Consider the following 19,130-nt stretch of genomic DNA (forward strand, 5'->3'; position numbering starts at 1 on the left):
CTCTTCCTTTTCCCGTGCAGGCGGGCGTGCCGGAACCCCGGCCGCTCTCGCCGGCTTCAGACGACAAATGGTTTGATTCCAAGGAGATGATGAAATGAACGAACGCAAAGTGGCACTGATCACCGCCGCATCCGGAGCCGGAATCGGCAGCGCGATCGCCCGTCAGCTGGCGGAAGATGGCTACGACGTGGTGATCACGGATGCGCATGAGCGTCGCTGTCGCGAGTTCGCGGAACAATTGTCCAAGGAGCACGGGCGTCCCTTCATGGCGGTTCCCCTCGATGTGAGCAACGCGCAGGCCGTCGAGCAATGCGTCGCAAAGGTCGTCGCCGAGAAGGGCCGGATCGATGCCCTGGTCAACAACGCTGGCTGGTCCACCATTGCCTCGGTTGTCGACCTGGCCCTGAAGGACTGGCAGCGTTGCCTCGACATCGACCTGACGGGCACCTTCCTGACGATGCACCACATTTTGCCGTCGATGATCGCCCAAGGCGGCGGCTCGATTGTGAACATCAGTTCGATCGCAGCCTACGAAACATCGGCCGAGCACGGAGCCGCCTATTCCGCCGCCAAGGCCGGTGTGCTGGCCCTGACCCGGGTGGCGGCGGCTGAAAACGGGAAGCACGGCATCCGCGTCAATGCCATCACGCCAGGCCTGATTTACAACGATTTCCTGCGCAAGATCTATCCGGACGAGTTTTTCAGCGGCTATGCTGAAAACCGGTCCCTCGTGGGCCGGGTCGGGCGTCCCGAGGACGTCGCCGCGCTGGTGTCGTTCCTGCTGTCCGACAAGGCCGGGTACATCACGGGCGAAGTCTATGGCGTCAGCGGAGGAGTCCATCCTCATGGCTAACGATGTCAGTTCCCTTTCTGTCGCGCAGCTCCTCGGTGCTTACCAAGCGCGTACGCTCAGCCCGGTCGAAGTTGCGCAGGCATACTTCGCACGGATCGAAAGGCACGACTCCAAGTTGCATGCCTATGTTCAGCTGACCCGCGACCTGGCGCTTTCCCAGGCCAGGCAGGCCGAACGCGCCTATGCGGCGGGCAGCGCGGGTGCTGCCTTGGAAGGTGTTCCCATCTCGATCAAGGATGCCTTTCATGTCGCAGGCATCCAGACGACGCTGGGTTCCGAAGTCTATCGGGGCCAGATCTCCAAGAGCGATTCCGGACTGGTGCGCCGGTTGCGTGCTTCGGGGGCCGTCTTCCTGGGCAAGACCAATACGGCCGAGTTCGGCCAGTCCGCGACGACCGATAATCTGCTGGGCCCGGATACGGCCAACCCCTGGGACGTGACGCGCACGCCGGGGGGCTCCAGCGGCGGGGCCGCCGCGTCGATTGCCGCGCGGCTTGCCCCTCTTGCCGTGGGGTCCGACGGAGGCGGATCGATTCGGATCCCGGCGGCATTCGCAGGGGTTTTCGGCCTCAAGCCGTCTGCGGGAGTGTGCAAGGACGAGGACGGTTTCCGTGCAATGTCCGAATTTGTCTCGGCCGGACCGATGGCCAAGTCCGTGGCCGATGCGCGGATTCTCCTGGGGGTGCTGGCCGGTTCGCGGTTCGATCGCCGGTCGACCAGAAAGCCCTTGCGGGTCTGCTATTGCCCGGCGCCGGAGAATCGTCCGGTGGATCGGGATCTGGCGCTGGTGGTGGAACGCGCGGCGAGGGTGTTCGAAGATCTGGGGCATCGCCTCGAGGCGGATCATCCTCCCATCCAGGGTTGGGATGATATCTTCGGTCCGCTGGTGCTCGAAGAAGAGCACCGCGAACGGGGGCACCTGTTGAAGCTTTGCCCCGAAAAACTCACGCGCTACGAGCGGTCCACCCTCAAGGCGGCCTTGGTCCTGGACCCCGTCGATGTCGAGCGGGCCCGGGGCCTTCTGCCCGGCTTCCGCCGGCGCCTGGGCGAGTTTTTCGATCGCTATGACGTTCTGATTTCCCCGGCGACAGCCGTTCCGGCGTTTCCCCTGGACCAAAGGCCGAAGTTCATCGGTGACGTTGCCGTGGATTGGCTGTGGGGTGCGTTTCCGTTCACCGCGCCCTTCAATGTGGGGGGGGTTGCCGCTTCCGCGGTTCCCTGCGGCTTGGTGGGTGGCCTTCCCGTGAGCCTGCAGCTCGTCGTCAGGGCCGGAGCCGAACAGCTGCTACTGGATCTTTCTCAGGATGTCGAGGAAGCGGTGGCCTTGGATCGTCGTGGATTGGATTCGATCTGGACTTGAGACCTACAGGTGGCTCATGAGTGAAAACCTCGTAGAAGCATCGATTCAGGGGACGGTCCTGGTCCTGGAGATGAAAGATCCGGCCGCCAGGAATGCCTTGTCCCGCCGGATGCTGTCCGGTCTGGCGGATGCCGTCGAAGGTGCCGGTGCGGATATTCTCGGCATCGTGATCACGGGTGCGGCCGGCTGTTTCAGCGCGGGAGCGGATTTTCGGGAGTTGAAAGGCACTCGCCAGGATCTCGAGTATGACGAGGCGGTGGCCGGACTGGTCGCCTCGCTCCTGGCTTCGGACAGGATTGTCGTTGCAGCGATCGAGGGGCCGTGCATGGGCGCCGCGGCGGACATCGCCCTGGCCTGCGACTACAGGATTGCGGGCGAGGGAAGTTTCATGCAGATCCCCGCTGTGCGCCTTGGGCTTCTCTATAACCCGGAGGCGATCGATCGCCTCCGGCGACGCCATCGGGCGGATACCGTGGCGCGCCTGCTGCTGGCGGGCGAACGGTTCGATACGCGGGCCGCGCACGACGCGGGATTGTTCTCCCGGGTCGTGCCCCAGGGGGATGCCGTGCGCATCGCGCTGGAGGATCTGCGGAAACTCGAAGGTCGGCATTCGCAGGCCGTTCGGGCAACGAAACGGCTCCTGGCGGACCTGGAAGCGGGGCAAGCCGATATGGATCGCTGGCAGGCATGCCGGGTGGAATTGCTCGATTCGGAGCCGAGGCGGCTTGCCATCCAGCAGGCGCATGAACGTTTCGTCAATAAACCGGGCACGCATCGATGAATGACGGGGGGCGTGTCGCGGACACGTTCTCCGGCTTCGAGTGGTTGGCCGAACATAAGGAAAAAGGTGAGTCGGATGACAAAGAAAATGATGGCAGCCGTCATGCGTCAGCATGGCGGTCCTGAAGTGCTTTCAGTGGAAGAAGTCGCCCGGCCGGTGCCGCGCGTGGGAGAGGTCCTGGTCAAAGTCGCGGCATGTTCGCTCAGCCGGCTCGATATCTTCATTCGCGACGGGATGCCGGGCCGCCACATTGCCATGCCGCATGTGGGCGGGTGCGACGTGGCGGGCTGGATCGAGGACATCGGCCCGGAAGTGACCGGACTGGACGTCGGGGCCGCGGTCCTGATCGACCCGTTCTGGAATGGCGAAATGCTGGGAGAGGCCTACTGGGGCGGCTTTTCCGATTATGTGGTGGTATCGGCGAAAGGCATCCTGAGACTTCCGGAAAACAAGCGATTCGTCGAATATTCCTGTCTGCCCACGGCCTATGGCACGGCGTACCGCATGCTCCATAGCCGTGGACAGCTGAAGTCCGGCGAGTCCCTGGTGGTCGTGGGTGCCAGCGGCGGCGTCGGGGTGGCCTGTGTCCAGCTGGGCGTCAGGGCCGGCGCCCACGTCATCGCCTGCACCAGCAGCGATGCCAAAGCCGAGCGGCTGAAGTCGATCGGCGCTCATGAATGCGTCGTAGCCCCCGACGGGCAATTCGGCAAGCAGGTCTGGAATCTGACCGGCAAGCAGGGTGCGGACGCCGTGGTTGATTTCACGGGGACGGCCACCTGGCTCCAGTCCCTGAGATCCGTGAAGCACGGGGGCAGACTGCTGTGTTGTGGCGCAACGACCGGGTTCGAAGCGAATACCGATTTGCGCTATTTGTGGACGCGGGAAATGGACATCCGGGGGTCGGACGGATGGAGGAACGAAGACCTGCGGCAGTTGCTGGCGATCATGGCCGGCAACGAGTTCGACCCGGTGGTCCACGCCGTGTTTCCGCTGAGCAGGATCCAGGATGCCATGCGTGAACTGGAAGGGCGTTCATGCTTTGGCAAGATCGTCGTCGTACCGGATGGTGTATAGGCGGGTTTTGATCATACCAACAGGAATTGACAGGAGACAGACCATGAAAACCAAATCGCTTTTCTTTGCCATTGCAATGGCATTTGCCGCCAACAGCTACGCTGCTGATCAAACCCTCGTGTTCACCTCCTGGGGCGGCACCACGCAGGACGCCCAGATGAGCATCTGGGCCAATGGTTTTTCCAAGGAAACCAAGATCAAGGTCCTGCCGGACGGACCCACCGACTACGGCAAGATCAAGGCCATGGTCGAATCGGGCGATGTGTCGTGGGATGTCGTGGATGCCGAGGGCGACTATGCAGTCAAGGCCGGCGCGGATGGCATGCTGGAGAAGCTGGACTTCTCCGTGATCGACAAGAGCCGCCTGGATCCCCGGTTCGTGACCGACTACGCGGTGGGAAGTTTCTACTATTCGTTCGTCATCGGGTGCAACAAGGATGCCGTCAAGGCCTGCCCGAAGACTTGGGCCGATCTGTTCGATCTGAAGAAATTTCCCGGCAAACGCACGTTCTACAAATGGTCCGCTCCCGGGGTCATCGAGGCCGCTCTGCTGGCTGATGGGGTGCCTGCCGACAAACTGTATCCGCTCGATCTGGATCGAGCCTTCAAAAAGCTGGATACCATCAAATCCAGCATTGTCTGGTGGAGCAGCGGGGCGCAATCCCAGCAGCTGCTTGCCTCGGCTGAAACGCCTTACGGGTTTTTCTGGAATGGCCGGCTCACCGCACTGGTGAAAACAGGTGTCCATGTCGAGACGTCCTGGGACCAGAACATCACGGCAGCCGACATGCTGATCGTTCCCAAAGGCGCAAAGCACAAGGCAGCGGCGATGAAATACATCGCCTATGCGACGAGTGCGGCCTCGCAGGCCAAGTTCGCGGAAATGACCGGCTATGCGCCTATCAATCTGGACTCGCCCGCGTTGATGCCGAAGGACATTCGTGCCACCTTGCCGGACAAGCAGGCTGCCACGCAAGTCAATGCGGATCTGACATATTGGGCAAAGCATCGCGACGAAATCGGGACACGCTGGTACGCGTGGCAAGCCAAGTAAGTTTTAGATAGCATCGACCGGGAAGCGGCAGTATTGCCGCTTCCGCCAACCAAGGTAGATCGATATGGCCATCCAGACCAGCAAGGCCACATTGCCAGGGACACGCCCAAGGGCCGTGAATCGGCGGCCGCGCGGAGCCGTCCCCTACATCGTGCCCGCTTTCATCCTGATCGTGCTATTTTTCATCGTGCCCGTGGCCATGTTGCTGCTGCGCAGTGTGCTCGAGCCTGCGCCGGGCCTGGAAAACTATGCCGTGTTCTTCGGCTCGACGACCTACCTGCGGGTGTTCACCAATACGTTTCTCGTGGCGGGTATCGTCACGCTGGTTGCGGTCGTGATCGGCTTTCCCGTGGCTTGGCTGTTGGCCATCATGCCGCGCGGTTGGTCCGCCGTTTTCCTGGCAGTCATCATCCTGTCCATGTGGACCAACCTGCTGGCACGCACCTATGCCTGGATGGTGCTGCTGCAGCGTACGGGCGTGATCAACAAGATGCTCATGGCGCTGGGATTGATCGACCAGCCCTTGTCGCTGGTCAACAACATGACCGGCGTCACCATCGGCATGGTCTACATCATGTTGCCGTTCATCATTTTGCCGCTGATCGGTATCCTCAGGGCCATCGACCCCTCGACCCTGAGAGCGGCCGCACTCTGCGGGGCGAACAAGTGGCAATGCTTCAGTCGTGTGCTGCTGCCGCTGTCGATGCCGGGGATCGCCGCGGGTGCGCTCATGGTGTTCGTGATGTCGCTGGGCTACTTTGTGACTCCCTCCCTGCTGGGCGGGGCCTCGAGCATGATGCTCGCCGAGCTTATCGCGCAACTGGTGCAGTCGCTGCTCAATTGGGGGTTGGGAGGGGCCGCCGCCTTTGTCCTGCTGGTTGTCACGCTGGGGCTGTACTTCGTGCAACTAAGGTTTTTCAACCCCTATTCCAAGAGGTGACCTATGCTGCTCGACTTCAATCGCCTGGGCGCGCTGCGCTACGTTCTGATTGGTATTGCGGTCCTGGTGCTGATGTTCCTGGTGCTGCCGATCGTCTTCATTGCGGCTTTGTCGTTCGGATCGTCGCAATGGCTGATCTTTCCGCCCCCGTCCTGGACGCTGCAATGGTATGTCGAACTTTTCGCCGATCCGCGCTGGCTCTATTCCGCGTTGACCAGCCTGAAGATCGCCGTCATCGTCACCATTCTGTCGGTGGGGCTGGGTTTTCTGACATCACTCGGGCTGAATCGCGGCAACTTTGCCGGAAAGGAACTGCTCAGGGCGCTCTTTCTGACACCCATGATCCTGCCGGTCATCGTGCTGGCTGTCGCACTGTATGCCTTGTTTCTGAGACTGGGGCTGGCCGGTACGACGGTCGGATTCGTCATCGCCCACCTGCTGATCGCGCTGCCGTTTTCGATCATCTCGATCAGCAGCGCGCTTGACGGGTTTGATCGCTCGATAGAAGACGCAGCCATCCTGTGCGGGGCCAGCCCCTGGGAAGCACGCCTTCGCGTCACGGTCCCGGCCATCAGCCACGGATTGTTTGCCGCGGCGATTTTTTCTTTTCTGGCCTCATGGGACGAAGTCGTGCTGGCGATCTTCATGTCCAGCCCGACATTGCAGACGCTGCCCGTCAAAATCTGGACGACGCTGCGTCAGGACCTGACGCCTGTCGTGGCGGCCGTGTCCACCATCCTGATGGTTTTCACGCTCGTCCTCATGATTTCCCCAGTGATTTTCCGTAAGGTGCGTCAAAAATGACCCAAGCTTTTCTCAGCATCGAGGGTATCCGCAAGGACTACGGCTCTGTCACCGCCATCGAAAATGTCACGCTCGACGTTGCCGAGGGTGAATTCATGACATTCCTGGGGCCATCGGGGTCCGGGAAATCCACGACGCTTTATATTCTGGCCGGTTTTCAGGAGCCCACGGAAGGCGACATCCTGCTCAATGGCAAAAGCTTGCTGTCCGTCCCCTCGCATCAGCGCAATATCGGCATGGTCTTTCAGCGGTATACGCTCTTTCCCCATCTGACCGTGGGAGAAAACGTGGCCTTTCCGCTGCGGGTCCGCCGTTGCGCCAAATCGGAAATCGAAGACCGGGTCCAGGCGGCGCTCAAGCTGGTACGGCTGGAGGGTTTCTCGGACCGCATGCCTGCATTCATGTCGGGCGGCCAGCAGCAGCGGGTTGCGCTTGCGCGCGCGCTGGTCTACAACCCGCCGCTGCTGCTCATGGATGAACCCTTGTCGGCTCTGGATAAAAAGCTGCGTGAAGAAATTCAACTGGAGATTCGCCGCATTCACCAAGAGACAGGCGTCACCATTCTGTATGTGACCCATGATCAGGAAGAAGCTCTGCGCCTTTCCGACCGGATTTCCGTATTCAACCAAGGGCAGATCGAGCAAATCGGAACAGGGCAAGAACTCTACGCGGAACCGGCCACGCGCTTTGTCGCGGGTTTCGTGGGGGATAGCAACTTCCTGGACGCCAAAGTCCTTTCGGTGGAAGCTCACCGGGCCAAGCTGTCGGTATGCGAGGGCATCGTCATCGACGACGTACCCGTACAAGGCCAGGCTGGGGGCAGCGGAACGGCCGCCCTGCTGCTACGGCCGGAGCGCCTGTCGCTGTCTCTCGATCGCAGGGATTGCAGCCTGCCGGTCGTCATCCGGGACCTGACGTTCCTGGGCAATACCGTCGAGGTCAGCACCGAGACAGACCAGGGCCAAGGCTTGTTCGTGCGGTTGCCGTTCGGTCATTCGGTCATCCCAGAACTTGCCCGGGGCAACCGGGTCTGGGCGCACTTCGACTCGAAGGCAGCACACGCATTCCTCTGAGGCGCCGCGGCGCGCCTCATGTGATTTTCTCAAACCGCTGTTGTATCCTGCCGGTATCGTGGTGGGCATAAAGCCGTTGCGCATCAGGCGCGACCGCTTCGGTGCCGATCGACCGGCAGGCGCTCGCGCGCTGCTTCTCAGCCTGATTCATGGTTCTTTTCAGTCTCGAAGGAAACGTCGTATGGATAAAGTCTATGAAAGCGCTACCGCCGCATTGCGCGACATCGTTGCCGACAATCAGATGATTGCCGTCGGCGGTTTCGGGCTGTGCGGGATTCCCGAGGCCCTGATCGCCGCGCTGCGCGATTCGGGGGTGCATGGCCTGACCTGCATCAGCAATAACGCGGGTGTCGATGGTTTCGGTCTGGGTCAGCTGCTGACCACGCGCCAGATCAAAAAGATGATCGCCTCGTATGTGGGGGAAAACAAGGAATTCGAACGCCAGTACCTGGCCAAGGAACTGGAACTGGAATTCACCCCGCAGGGCACGCTGGCCGAAAAACTGCGCGCGGGCGGTGCCGGCATTCCGGCTTTCTTTACGCCGACCGGGGTGGGTACGGTGGTGGCCGACGGCAAGGAAACCCGGGAATTCAATGGCCGCACCTACCTGATGGAACGGTCCCTGACACCTGATATTTCGCTGGTCAAGGCCTGGAAGGCCGACCGCAGCGGCAATCTGGTGTTCCGGCGCACAGCGCGCAACTTCAATCCCAACGTCGCGATGGCGGGCAAGATCACCGTCGTCGAAGTCGAAGAAATCGTGCCCACGGGCACCTTCGATCCGGACCAGGTGCATCTGCCGGGTATCTATGTGCACCGGATCGTGCTCAACGCACATCCGGAAAAGCGCATCGAACAACGCACCACCCGTCACTAAGGAGGCAGATCATGGCTTGGGATCGCGAACAGATGGCCGCGCGCGCGGCAAAAGAACTGAAGGACGGTTTTTACGTCAATCTGGGCATCGGTCTGCCCACGATGGTTGCCAACTACGTGCCCGACGGCATGGAAGTCTGGCTGCAGTCGGAAAACGGCCTGCTTGGCATCGGCCCGTTTCCCACGGATGACGAGGTCGACGCCGATCTGATCAATGCCGGCAAGCAGACGGTGACGACGCTGCCGGGTTCCTCGATCTTCGCCTCGGCCGATTCCTTTGGCATGATCCGGGGCGGCAAGATCAATCTGGCCATCCTGGGCGCCATGCAGGTCTCCGAAAAAGGCGATCTGGCAAACTGGATGATTCCCGGCAAGATGATCAAGGGCATGGGCGGTGCCATGGACCTGGTCGCTGGCGTGGGCAAGGTCGTGGTCCTGATGGAACACGTCGCCAAGTCCAAGGACGGCACCGAGTCCCTGAAACTGCTGCCCGAATGCACCTTGCCGCTGACGGGCGTGGGGGTGGTCAATCTGATCATCACGGATCTGGGCGTGATGGAAGTCGCCGGCGACGGGCTGCGCCTGCTCGAACTGGCGCCGGGCGTCGGCATCGATGAAATCCGCGCGAAGACCACCGCCAAACTCGATACGTCCGCCGTCGCCTGAAGGAACCATCGTGACCCTGTCGCATTCCCCGGCCAGCCCCGCTGACCGCATTGCCGCCTTGCGCGGGCAGCTGGCCTTGGCAGGCCTGCAGGCCTGCCTGGTGCCCACGGCGGACCCGCATCTGTCGGAATACCTGCCGCAACACTGGAATGCGCGGGCCTGGCTCTCGGGCTTCAGTGGTTCGGCGGGTAGTTTGCTGGTCACGGCGGATTTCGCCGGCCTGTGGACCGACAGCCGCTATTGGGTACAGGCTGAATCCCAGCTGCGGGGGTCCGGCATCACCCTGATGCGGGCGGGGGCGCCGGATGTCCCCGATATGCTGGACTGGGTCAGGGACCATCTCGGTCGCGGGGATCGGCTGGGCGTCGATGGCCGGGTGATGGACCGGGCGGCCACCTTGCGCTGGCAGTCCGGCCTGGATAAGGTCGGTGTCGGCCTGGTGCTGAATCTGGATCCGGTCGATGCGGTCTGGGCGGATCGCCCGGGTTTGCCGACCGCCCCGGTCTACGAACACCTGCCGCCGCACGCCTGCCGTACGCGCGCCGACAATCTGACAGCCGTGCGTGCCGCCATGCAGGCGCTGGGCGCGGATCTGCATCTGTTGTCCACGCTCGACGATATCGCCTGGCTGCTGAATCTGCGCGGCGCGGATGTGGATTACAACCCGGTCTTCCTGGCGCATGCGTTGATCGACGGGCAGCAGGTCCGGCTGTATGTGGCGCCCGGCAAGATTCCCGTGGATCTGGCGGATCGCCTGGCGGCCGATGGCGTCGTGCTGCGTGACTATACGGCGGTGGCGGCCGATCTGGCCGCGCTGGATGCCGGCGTCCGGCTGTTGATCGATCCGGCCCGGGTCACGGCGGGGACGTTGTCGCACGCTCCCCAGGCGCGGCTGATTGAATCCATCAATCCGTCCCAGTTGCTCAAGTCCATCAAAAACGCCGCCGAGGCCGCCAATATTCGCGACACTATGGCGCAGGACGGGGCTGCTCTGTGCGAGTTCTTCGCCTGGTTCGAGGCCGCGCAGGCAGCGGGCGAACCCGTCACCGAAATCGATGTGGACACGCATCTGTCGGCAGCGCGCGCCCGGCGCCCCGGCTTCGTCAGCCTCAGCTTTGCCACGATCGCCGGCTTCAACGCCAACGGCGCCATGCCGCATTACCGGGCCACCGAGACGCATCACGCCCTGGTCCGGGGTGACGGGCTGCTGCTGATCGATTCAGGCGGGCAATACCTGGGCGGAACCACCGACATCACGCGCGTGGTGCCTGTCGGCACGCCCTCGACCGCGCAGCGGGCGGACTACACCGCCGTCCTGCAGGCCCACATCGCTCTCGCACGGGTGCAGTTTCCCGTGGATACGCCGTCTTCCGTCCTGGACGCGGTGGCGCGCACGCCCTTGTGGCGCCGTGGGCTCGACTACGGTCACGGCACCGGGCATGGGGTGGGATACTTCCTGAACGTCCATGAAGGCCCGCAATCGATCTCGGTGCGCAGCCATGCGCGGCCTCATCAGGACATGAAGGCCGGCATGCTGACCTCCAACGAACCTGGGCTGTACCGCGATGGGCACTGGGGCATCCGCATCGAGAACCTGGTCCTGGCAGTGCCGGTGGCGCAGACGGCGTTCGGATCTTTTCTGGGTTTCGAGACCGTCACCCTGTGCCCGATCGACACACGCTGTGTGGTGCGCGAGCTGTTGTCGTCCGACGAACTCGACTGGCTCAACGGCTACCACGAGCAGGTGCGCGAGCGCCTGCTGCCTCTGGTGGACGGCCCAGCACGGGATTGGCTGCTGACGCGCACCGAGCCAGTCTGACGGCACATGAGAGCAGCCGACGACATTCAGGATCGTGGCCTGACCACCGACATGGCGACCACGCGGTTACGCCTGGAAGGTCCTAACGAGTTACCCCGAGCCGGCAGCCGCTCGGTCTTTCGCATCGTGCTGGAAGTCTTGCGCGAACCGATGCTTGTGCTGCTATTGGCCGGCGGATTCGTCTATCTGCTCCTTGGCGACCGTACCGAAGCGCTCATTCTTCTCATCTTTGCCACTTTCTCGATCGCCATCACGGCCGTTCAGGAAACCCGTTCCGAACGTGCCCTGGAAGCATTGCGCGATCTATCCTCGCCCCGCGCCCTCGTGATTCGCGATGGCGCGCGGGTGCGCATTGCCGGCCGGGAGGTCGTGCGAGACGACCTGCTGGTGCTGGAAGAGGGCGACCGGGTTGCCGCCGATGCGATCCTTGTCGACGCAACCGACTTGCAAGTCGACGAATCGTTGCTGACCGGAGAGTCGTTGCCCGTGGGCAAGGCGGTCGGCGTGTCGCAGGCCGAAGCACCCGAGCCGTCCGATGCGCGATCACCTGGCGGCGAAGATCAGCCCTATGTCTATTCCGGCTCGCTTGTCATCCGTGGCAGCGGGGTCGCCCGCGTCCTGGCGACCGGCACGCACACCGAAATCGGCAAAATCGGCCAGTCGTTGGCGGGATTGGACATCGAAGCGCCTCGTTTGCGGAGCGAAATCACCCGGATCGTGACCTGGTGCGCGGTCGGCGGTACTTTGGTGGCATGCCTGGTCGTGGTGCTTTACGGGCTGTTGCTCGGTGGGTGGCTCGAGGCCATGCTGGCCGGGATCGCCGTCGGCATGTCGCTGCTCCCTGAAGAATTCCCGGTCGTGCTGGCCGTGTTCATGGCAATGGGCGCCTGGCGGATAGGAAAAGTCGGTGTGCTGACCCGGCGCGCGGCAGCCATCGAGACGCTGGGCTCGGCAACTGTGCTTTGCGCCGACAAGACAGGCACGCTCACGGAAAACCGGATGGCGCTTGCGCAGGTCTGGCTCCCATCGGGCGAGGCTGTCATCCTTGAAGCTGGAAAGCCCGTCTCGGATAACTGCCGCAAGCTTATCGAAACAGCGGCACTGGCCAGCGCTCCTCATCCATCCGACCCGATGGAAGTCGCGCTTCACAATGCCCGCGATACTTTCGCCCCTGCCGAATCTTCCGGCACGACGCCAATCCACAGCTACGGTCTGCGACCGGAGCTGCTGGCAATGTCGAATATATGGGATGACGGCCAGGCGCTGACGATCAGCGCCAAGGGTGCGCCGGAATCGATCATCCGCTTGTGCCGCCTGTCGGCCGATGCAACACAGCAAGTCCTGAAAGCCGTCGAGGATATGGCCACGCGCGGGATCCGCGTGCTGGCGGTGGCGACGTCAACCGCGCCCGACCGCCAGTGGGCGGATTCACAATTGGGCTATCACTACACGCTGGCCGGTTTGGTCGGGTTGGCCGACCCGCTACGCGCCAGTGTGCCCGGTGCTATCGCCGAATGCCGCAGGGCCGGGATCCGCGTCGTGATGATCACGGGCGATTATGCCGCCACAGCTCGATCGATCGCCTCGCAAGCCGGCATCCAGGATGGGGAAGTCCTGGTGGGAAGCGATCTGGAGGCTCTCGATGACGAACAGCTCGCGGAACGATTGAAGAGGGTCACCGTATTCGCGCGGATCATGCCCCAGCAGAAACTGCGCATCGTCCAGGCATTCAAGGCACGCGGTGAAGTCGTTGCGATGACCGGCGATGGCGTCAACGACACGCCATCGCTCAAAGCAGCGCATATCGGTATTGCCATGGGAGGGCGGGGGACGGATGTTGCGCGTGAGGCCTCCGCATTGGTGCTGCTGAACGATGATTTTGCGGCGATCGTTCAGTCCGCCCGGCTGGGCCGCAGAATTTACGACAACATCCGCAAGGCCATGGCGTTTATTTTCGCCGTTCATATCCCCATTGCCGGGCTGGCGCTTCTACCGCTGTTCTTTGGCCTGCCCATCCTGTTGGGGCCGATTCATATCGCCTTGCTTGAAATGGTGATCGATCCGGTCTGTGCGCTCGTGTTCGAAGCCGAACATGCGGAAGACGATGTCATGGAGCGCGCGCCACGCGATCCGGCCGAGCGCATGTTTTCGGCCCCCATGCTGGCCTGGAGCATCATGCAGGGCGGCATTGCTTTCGCGATGCTGGGCGGCGTTTTTCTGGCAAAAACCTGGGCGGGGACACCGGAAGTCGAGGTCCGGGCACTGATCTTTTTCGGCTTGGTGGCCCAGATCGTGGCGCTCATCCTGGTGAATCGCTCTTTTCGGGCATCGTTGCGCGTTGCTTTTCTTCGCAAGAACGCAGCCCTGGGGTATGTCGTGGTGGCAGTGGTCTGCGTGGCCGGGCTCGTCCTGTTGCTGCCGCAGGCCCAGGCGCTTCTGATGTTCGGCTCGATTACCTGGGGCGACATGCTTCTGGCCTTGGGCCTGGGTATTGGGCTGCTTCTGTTGCTTGAAGTGTGCAAGCCCCTGGTGGCACGAGCCATGTCATCAAGGGCTTCTTCCACGTATCGCAAAATCGGGAGTGCATGATCAGGGCGGTCTGGCGGCCGGATCATAGCGGTTATAATCTCGATTTCCCGCTGCGCCCGTCCACACCGGGCATCTATGAAATGACCAAATACGTATTCGTCACAGGGGGGGTTGTTTCCTCCCTGGGCAAGGGCATTGCCGCGGCCTCCCTGGCTGCCATCCTGGAATCCCGCGGGCTGCGGGTGACAATGCTCAAACTGGACCCCTATATCAATGTGGACCCGGGCACCATGAGCCCGTTCCAGCACGGCGAGGTCTTCGTCACCGAAGACGGCGCCGAAACCGATCTGGATCTGGGCCACTACGAACGCTTCGTGTCCACCCGGATGCACAAGGTCAACAACTTCACCACCGGCCAGATCTACGAATCGGTGCTGCGCAAGGAACGTCGGGGCGACTATCTGGGCAAGACCGTTCAGGTCATCCCGCACATCACCAACGAGATCCAGGACTTCATCGCGCGCGGCGCGGAGGCCGCCTGGAACGGCCAGGCCGACGTCGCAATCGTGGAAATCGGCGGCACGGTGGGCGACATCGAGTCGCTGCCCTTCCTGGAAGCCGTGCGCCAGATGAGCCTGCGTTTGGGGCGCAACCAGTGCGCCTTCATGCATCTGACGCTGGTGCCGTTCATTGCCTCCGCCGGCGAACTGAAAACCAAACCCACCCAGCACTCTGTGCAGAAGCTGCGTGAGATCGGCATCTATCCGAATGCCTTGCTGTGCCGCGCCGACCGTCCGGTGCCGGACGAAGAGCGGGCGAAGATCTCGCTGTTCTCGAACGTGCCGCTGGACGCGGTGATCTCCGTCTGGGATGCCGACTCCATCTACAAGATCCCGTCCATGCTGCATCAGCAGGGTCTGGACAGCCTGGTGTGCGATGCGCTCGCCATCACGCCACCGCCGGCCGACCTGACCGTCTGGGACCGCCTGGTACACGATCTGGAAAACCCGCGCGATTCCGTCACCATCGGCATGGTGGGCAAATACGTCGATCTGACCGAATCGTACAAATCCCTGTCCGAGGCGCTGATCCACGCCGGTATCCATACCCACTCGCGGGTGGATATCGTGTACCTGGATTCCGAAGAGATCGAAACCCAGGGCACGGGCTGCCTGGCCGGGCTGGACGCGGTCCTGGTCCCCGGGGGCTTCGGCAAGCGCGGCACGGAAGGCAAGATCAAAGCCATCCAGTATGCGCGTGAAAACGGCATTCCCTACCTGGGCATCTGTCTGGGCATGCAGCTGGCGGTGGTCGAATTTGCCCGCCATGTGGCAGGGCTGGGTGGCGCCAACAGCACCGAATTCGATCCTTCGGCCGCGCACCCGGTGGTGGCACTGATCACCGAATGGCAAGACCGCGAGGGCAAGATCGAACGCCGCGACAGTTCCTCGGACCTGGGGGGCACCATGCGCAAGGGCGCCCAGCGCTGCCCGGTGAAACCCGGCACGCTGGCCTTCGAAATTTACGGCCCCGAGGTCAACGAACGCCACCGCCATCGCTACGAGGTCAATAACGTCTACGTGAACCGCCTCGAAGAAGCCGGCCTGGTCATCAGCGCCCGCACGCCGACGGAAAATCTCCCGGAAATCATGGAGATCCCCAGCCATCCCTGGTTCATGGGGGTGCAATTCCATCCGGAATTCACGTCCACGCCGCGCGACGGCCACCCGCTCTTTACCAGCTACGTCCAGGCGGCGCTGGCTTACCAGCAACGTCAGGTCAAGAAGGCCTAGGAGACGCCATGCAACTGTGTCATTTCCAGGCGGGACTCGAGCATCCGCTGTTCCTGATCGCGGGGCCCTGCGTCATCGAATCGCGGGAACTCGCGTTCGAAACCGCCGGCATCCTGCAGGAAATGACGCGGACGCTGGGCATCCCCTTCATCTATAAAAGCTCCTTCGACAAGGCCAACCGCAGCTCCGGCGCCTCGTTTCGCGGGCCGGGCATGGACGAGGGGCTGAAGATCCTGGATGACGTGCGCAGGCAGCTGGGCGTGCCGGTGCTGACCGACGTCCACGAAACCGGCCAGGCCCGCGAGGTCGCTTCGGTCGTGGACGTGCTGCAGACGCCGGCTTTCCTGTGCCGGCAGACGGATTTCATCCAGGCCTGCGCGGCGACCCTGAAACCGGTCAACATCAAAAAGGGCCAGTTTCTGGCACCGGAAGACATGAAGCAGGTCGTGACCAAGGCCCGCGCCGCCGCCATCGAGGCGGGCGGCGATGGCCGGAACATCCTGGTCTGCGAACGGGGGGCGTCATTCGGCTATCACAATCTGGTGTCCGACATGCGGTCGCTGGCGATCATGCGCGACACGCATTGCCCGGTGGTGTTCGATGCCACCCATTCGGTGCAGCTGCCGGGCGGGCAGGGCACCCATTCCGGCGGCCAGCGGGAATTCGTACCGGTGCTGGCACGGGCCGCCGTGGCGGTGGGCATCGCCGGGGTCTTCATGGAGACCCATCCGAATCCTGAAAAAGCCCTGTCCGACGGACCCAACGCGGTTCCGCTGGGCAAAATGCGGGAACTGCTGGAAACGCTGGTCGCGCTGGACCGCTGCGTCAAGCAGGGCGGTGCGGCGGCGCTGTCCCTATAGCGGTTTCCATCGCGCTTGCGGCAGCCAGGCGCCGCCGCGGATCCTGCCGGTAATAGCGTGCCAGCAGGTCGTACCAGTCGGGCCAGGCCCGGGCCAGCGGCTCCGGGTCCGTGAAAAACCCTTCCGAACTGACGGCGAAGAACTCGGCCAGGTCCGAGGCCGCATAGGGATCGAGCGGCAGACCCGCATACCAGGGTTCGGCGGCGTCGGATTCCGGATCCACGTGCGGCGGAATGGCCGTTTCGACCGCGTCCAGGCGGGCGTTGAAGTCCTTGAATGCATGCTCCAGCACGTGGTGCCAGTGTTGCGGATCCAGACCGTGGTGCGCGCGCAGTTCGGGCATGCCGTCCGCGCCGCCGGCGCGCTGGTCCAGCTTGTGTGCGAATTCGTGGATGACGACGTTGGCGCCGTCCTCGCGATGGATGTCTTCCCAGGACAGAATCACCGGGCCGCCTTCCCAGGACTCCCCCGAAGTCTCCATCGTGTATTCATGCACCACGCCGGCGTCGTCGACTTCGATGCGCGGCACCAGAAAGCCGCCCGGGTAGATGACGATCTGTGTCCAGCCTTGGTAGAGCGACGTATCCAGGCCCAGGATCGGCAGGGCGGCCTGGGCCGCGATCGCATGGCGCATCGCTGGCGTGACCGTCAGGCCGTGGGTGCCATGAAACGACTTACTGGCCAGGATCCACGCCGTGCGCTGGCGTAAGGCCTGGCTTTCGGCTTCCGACAACCCGCGCAGGAATTCGTATGCCCCCAGGATGTCCCGCCAGACGTCCGGGGTGAGCGCCTGCGCCTCGCGCAGGACGGCCGTGTGGCGCGCGCCGCGTGAAGTCAGCCAGCGCAGCATGATTGCGCCGTTCCGGGGCAGCCGGGCGGCATGGGCGTGTCTAAGCCCGGTGTCGTGTGCTCGGAGATCCTCATGAAGTACCATTGTAGTTGGATTCGATACCGGAGCTCCTTTCATTCGATACCGGAACCCGGCGGCCAGGATGGATATTCCCCCGCTACAATAGCGGGGTTTCATTGAACCCACCACACAGGCAGGACGGTCAGACCATGAGTGCAATCGTAGACATCATTGGGCGCGAGATTCTGGACTCGCGCGGCAACCCCACTGTGGAATGCGACGTCTTGCTTGAATCCGGTGCCATGGGCCGCGCCGCGGTGCCGTCGGGGGCATCGACCGGTTCGCGCGAGGCGATCGAACTGCGCGACGGCGACAAGTCCCGCTATCTGGGCAAGGGCGTGCTGCGTGCCGTCGAACACGTGAACACGGAAATTTCCGAGGCCCTGATGGGGCTGGACGCCCAGGAGCAGACCTTCATCGACCGCACACTGATCGATCTGGACGGCACCGACGACAAGAGTCGCCTGGGCGCCAACGCGATTCTGGCGGCCAGCATGGCGGTGGCCCGCGCGGCGGCCGATGATGCCGGCCTGTCCCTGTACCGCTATTTCGGCGGCAGCGGCCCGATGCAGATGCCTGTGCCGATGATGAACGTCATCAATGGCGGCGCGCATGCCAACAACACCCTGGACCTGCAGGAATTCATGATCCTGCCGGTGGGGGCGACCAGCTTTCGCGAGGCCCTGCGCATGGGCGCGGAAGTCTTCCACGCCCTGAAAAAGATCATCGGCGGCCAGGGCATGTCCACCGCGGTCGGCGACGAGGGCGGCTTCGCCCCGAACGTGGCCAACCACGAGGCCGCGATCGAACTGATCCTGAAGGCCATCGGCGAGGCTGGCTACGAGGCTGGCTCCCAGATCCTGCTGGGGCTGGATTGCGCCAGCTCCGAATTCTACCGGGACGGCAAATATCACCTGGCCGGCGAAGGCGGCATTGCGCTGAACTCGCAGGATTTCGCCAATCTGCTGGCCTCCTGGTGCGACAAATACCCGATCGTCTCGATCGAGGACGGCATGGCCGAGGACGACTGGGACGGCTGGCGCATCCTGACCGAACAGCTGGGCCGCAAGGTGCAACTGGTGGGCGACGACCTGTTCGTCACCAACACCAACATCCTGAAAAAGGGGATCGAGCAGGGCATCGCCAACTCCATCCTCATCAAGATCAATCAGATCGGCACCCTGACCGAAACCTTCGCCGCCATCGAGATGGCCAAGCGGGCCGGGTACACGGCCGTGATCTCACACCGTTCCGGCGAAACCGAAGACTCCACGATCGCCGACATCGCCGTGGCCACCAATGCCATGCAGATCAAGACCGGTTCCCTGTCGCGTTCCGATCGCATGGCGAAATACAACCAGTTGCTGCGCATCGAGGAAGAGCTGGCCGAAGTCGCCGCCTACCCGGGCGTTTCCGCCTTCTACAATCTGCGCTGACCGGGCACCATGCGCTTGCTCAGCCTGGTCCTGCTGGCGCTGACGCTGGCCACCCAGTACCCCTTGTGGTGGGGCAAGGGCGGGTGGCTGCGTCTGCGGGACTTGCAAACCCAGGTGCAGGCCGAAACCGACAACAACCAGGCGCTGACCGCCCGCAACAATGCCCTGCAGGCCGAGGTCCAGGATCTCAAGACCGGGATTTCGGCCGTCGAGGAACGCGCGCGTGGCGAACTGAATATGATCCGGCAGGGCGAATACTTCGTCCAGATTCTGCCCCGGCCGGCGGATTCGCATTAAGCAAA

18 protein-coding genes are annotated in these 19,130 nt (G+C 62.9%); 16 read left to right on the forward strand and 2 right to left on the reverse strand.

The features are described 5' to 3' along the window. The first annotated feature begins 94 nt into the window (after positions 1–94). From ABCV34_RS00725 to ABCV34_RS00760, 8 genes are all read left to right on the forward strand, one after another. Positions 95–853 carry an SDR family NAD(P)-dependent oxidoreductase gene (locus ABCV34_RS00725; protein WP_345797333.1) on the forward strand — a complete coding sequence of 253 codons (759 nt, stop codon included), beginning with the start codon at positions 95–97 and terminating at the stop codon, positions 851–853. Continuing rightward, positions 846–2,213, forward strand: a complete 1,368-nt coding sequence (locus ABCV34_RS00730; RefSeq protein WP_345797334.1) for an amidase — start codon at positions 846–848, stop codon at positions 2,211–2,213. Before ABCV34_RS00725 ends, ABCV34_RS00730 begins: the two co-directional genes overlap by 8 nt. 16 nt (positions 2,214–2,229) lie before the next feature. Beyond that, entirely contained in the window at positions 2,230–2,994 is a 765-nt protein-coding gene (locus tag ABCV34_RS00735; RefSeq protein ID WP_345797335.1) for an enoyl-CoA hydratase/isomerase family protein, read from the forward strand. A 75-nt stretch (positions 2,995–3,069) separates the two neighbouring features. Then, positions 3,070–4,068, forward strand: coding sequence for a zinc-binding dehydrogenase (locus ABCV34_RS00740; RefSeq protein ID WP_345797336.1), 999 nt, complete (start codon positions 3,070–3,072; stop codon positions 4,066–4,068). 76 nt (positions 4,069–4,144) lie between these two features. Then, positions 4,145–5,122 (forward strand): ABC transporter substrate-binding protein, encoded by a 978-nt coding sequence (locus tag ABCV34_RS00745; RefSeq protein WP_345798657.1) that lies wholly within the window; start codon positions 4,145–4,147, stop codon positions 5,120–5,122. 91 nt (positions 5,123–5,213) lie between these two features. Then, entirely contained in the window at positions 5,214–6,062 is an 849-nt protein-coding gene (locus tag ABCV34_RS00750) for an ABC transporter permease (protein WP_345798658.1), read from the forward strand. A 3-nt stretch (positions 6,063–6,065) separates the two neighbouring features. Further along, positions 6,066–6,866: an ABC transporter permease gene (locus ABCV34_RS00755; protein WP_345797337.1), complete on the forward strand. Its 801-nt coding sequence runs from the start codon at positions 6,066–6,068 to the stop codon at positions 6,864–6,866. Beyond that, positions 6,863–7,939 carry an ABC transporter ATP-binding protein gene (locus ABCV34_RS00760; RefSeq protein WP_345797338.1) on the forward strand — a complete coding sequence of 359 codons (1,077 nt, stop codon included), beginning with the start codon at positions 6,863–6,865 and terminating at the stop codon, positions 7,937–7,939. Before ABCV34_RS00755 ends, ABCV34_RS00760 begins: the two co-directional genes overlap by 4 nt. A gap of 16 nt (positions 7,940–7,955) precedes the next feature. Here the strand turns inward: ABCV34_RS00760 and ABCV34_RS00765 are convergent, their stop codons facing one another. Then, positions 7,956–8,090: a hypothetical protein gene (locus tag ABCV34_RS00765; protein ID WP_345797340.1), complete on the reverse strand. Its 135-nt coding sequence runs from the start codon at positions 8,088–8,090 to the stop codon at positions 7,956–7,958. A gap of 30 nt (positions 8,091–8,120) precedes the next feature. Between ABCV34_RS00765 and ABCV34_RS00770 the strand changes: the two genes are divergently transcribed. The 6 genes from ABCV34_RS00770 (at position 8,121) to kdsA (ending at position 16,482) form a co-directional block, all read left to right on the forward strand. Further along, complete coding sequence (locus tag ABCV34_RS00770; RefSeq protein WP_345797341.1) at positions 8,121–8,816, forward strand: CoA transferase subunit A; 696 nt, start codon at positions 8,121–8,123, stop codon at positions 8,814–8,816. 11 nt (positions 8,817–8,827) lie between these two features. After that, a complete protein-coding gene (locus ABCV34_RS00775; RefSeq protein WP_345797342.1) occupies positions 8,828–9,481 on the forward strand; it encodes a 3-oxoacid CoA-transferase subunit B in 654 nt (217 codons plus the stop codon). Positions 9,482–9,530: 49 nt separating this feature from the next. Next, entirely contained in the window at positions 9,531–11,300 is a 1,770-nt protein-coding gene (locus ABCV34_RS00780; RefSeq protein ID WP_345798659.1) for an aminopeptidase P family protein, read from the forward strand. Positions 11,301–11,306: 6 nt separating this feature from the next. Continuing rightward, entirely contained in the window at positions 11,307–13,889 is a 2,583-nt protein-coding gene (locus ABCV34_RS00785; RefSeq protein ID WP_345797343.1) for a cation-translocating P-type ATPase, read from the forward strand. An 80-nt stretch (positions 13,890–13,969) separates the two neighbouring features. Next, positions 13,970–15,622, forward strand: a complete 1,653-nt coding sequence (locus tag ABCV34_RS00790; protein ID WP_345798660.1) for a CTP synthase — start codon at positions 13,970–13,972, stop codon at positions 15,620–15,622. Between the two features lie 8 nt (positions 15,623–15,630). Next, complete coding sequence (kdsA, locus tag ABCV34_RS00795; RefSeq protein ID WP_345797344.1) at positions 15,631–16,482, forward strand: 3-deoxy-8-phosphooctulonate synthase; 852 nt, start codon at positions 15,631–15,633, stop codon at positions 16,480–16,482. On the opposite strand, the gene ABCV34_RS00800 is transcribed toward kdsA, so the two are convergent. Then, positions 16,448–17,332 carry a M90 family metallopeptidase gene (locus ABCV34_RS00800; protein WP_345797345.1) on the reverse strand — a complete coding sequence of 295 codons (885 nt, stop codon included), beginning with the start codon at positions 17,330–17,332 and terminating at the stop codon, positions 16,448–16,450. The two genes, kdsA and ABCV34_RS00800, sit on opposite strands and share 35 nt — an antisense overlap. A 209-nt stretch (positions 17,333–17,541) precedes the next feature. On the opposite strand from ABCV34_RS00800, the gene eno reads away from it, so the two are divergent. Then, on the forward strand, positions 17,542–18,828 hold the full coding sequence (gene eno, locus ABCV34_RS00805) for a phosphopyruvate hydratase (RefSeq protein ID WP_345797346.1): 1,287 nt from the start codon (positions 17,542–17,544) through the stop codon (positions 18,826–18,828). 9 nt (positions 18,829–18,837) lie between these two features. Beyond that, entirely contained in the window at positions 18,838–19,125 is a 288-nt protein-coding gene (ftsB, locus tag ABCV34_RS00810; protein WP_345797347.1) for a cell division protein FtsB, read from the forward strand. Positions 19,126–19,130: the final 5 nt, after the last annotated feature.

Origin of the sequence: Castellaniella sp. MT123, from assembly GCF_039614765.1 — a bacterium.
In the GTDB taxonomy this organism is placed as follows: Bacteria; Pseudomonadota; Gammaproteobacteria; order Burkholderiales; family Burkholderiaceae_B; genus Castellaniella.

Excerpts from the sequence above, each read along its gene's own strand:
- ABCV34_RS00725 (WP_345797333.1), top strand. The coding sequence starts at position 95 with ATGAACGAACGCAAAGTGGCACTGATCACCGCCGCATCCGGAGCCGGA.
- ABCV34_RS00730 (WP_345797334.1), top strand. The coding sequence starts at position 846 with ATGGCTAACGATGTCAGTTCCCTTTCTGTCGCGCAGCTCCTCGGTGCT.
- ABCV34_RS00735 (WP_345797335.1), top strand. The coding sequence starts at position 2,230 with ATGAGTGAAAACCTCGTAGAAGCATCGATTCAGGGGACGGTCCTGGTC.
- ABCV34_RS00740 (WP_345797336.1), top strand. The coding sequence starts at position 3,070 with ATGACAAAGAAAATGATGGCAGCCGTCATGCGTCAGCATGGCGGTCCT.
- ABCV34_RS00745 (WP_345798657.1), top strand. The coding sequence starts at position 4,145 with ATGGCATTTGCCGCCAACAGCTACGCTGCTGATCAAACCCTCGTGTTC.
- ABCV34_RS00755 (WP_345797337.1), top strand. The coding sequence starts at position 6,066 with ATGCTGCTCGACTTCAATCGCCTGGGCGCGCTGCGCTACGTTCTGATT.
- ABCV34_RS00760 (WP_345797338.1), top strand. The coding sequence starts at position 6,863 with ATGACCCAAGCTTTTCTCAGCATCGAGGGTATCCGCAAGGACTACGGC.
- ABCV34_RS00765 (WP_345797340.1), bottom strand. The coding sequence starts at position 8,090 with ATGAATCAGGCTGAGAAGCAGCGCGCGAGCGCCTGCCGGTCGATCGGC.
- ABCV34_RS00770 (WP_345797341.1), top strand. The coding sequence starts at position 8,121 with ATGGATAAAGTCTATGAAAGCGCTACCGCCGCATTGCGCGACATCGTT.
- ABCV34_RS00775 (WP_345797342.1), top strand. The coding sequence starts at position 8,828 with ATGGCTTGGGATCGCGAACAGATGGCCGCGCGCGCGGCAAAAGAACTG.
- ABCV34_RS00785 (WP_345797343.1), top strand. The coding sequence starts at position 11,307 with ATGAGAGCAGCCGACGACATTCAGGATCGTGGCCTGACCACCGACATG.
- ABCV34_RS00790 (WP_345798660.1), top strand. The coding sequence starts at position 13,970 with ATGACCAAATACGTATTCGTCACAGGGGGGGTTGTTTCCTCCCTGGGC.
- kdsA (WP_345797344.1), top strand. The coding sequence starts at position 15,631 with ATGCAACTGTGTCATTTCCAGGCGGGACTCGAGCATCCGCTGTTCCTG.
- ABCV34_RS00800 (WP_345797345.1), bottom strand. The coding sequence starts at position 17,332 with ATGCTGCGCTGGCTGACTTCACGCGGCGCGCGCCACACGGCCGTCCTG.
- eno (WP_345797346.1), top strand. The coding sequence starts at position 17,542 with ATGAGTGCAATCGTAGACATCATTGGGCGCGAGATTCTGGACTCGCGC.
- ftsB (WP_345797347.1), top strand. The coding sequence starts at position 18,838 with ATGCGCTTGCTCAGCCTGGTCCTGCTGGCGCTGACGCTGGCCACCCAG.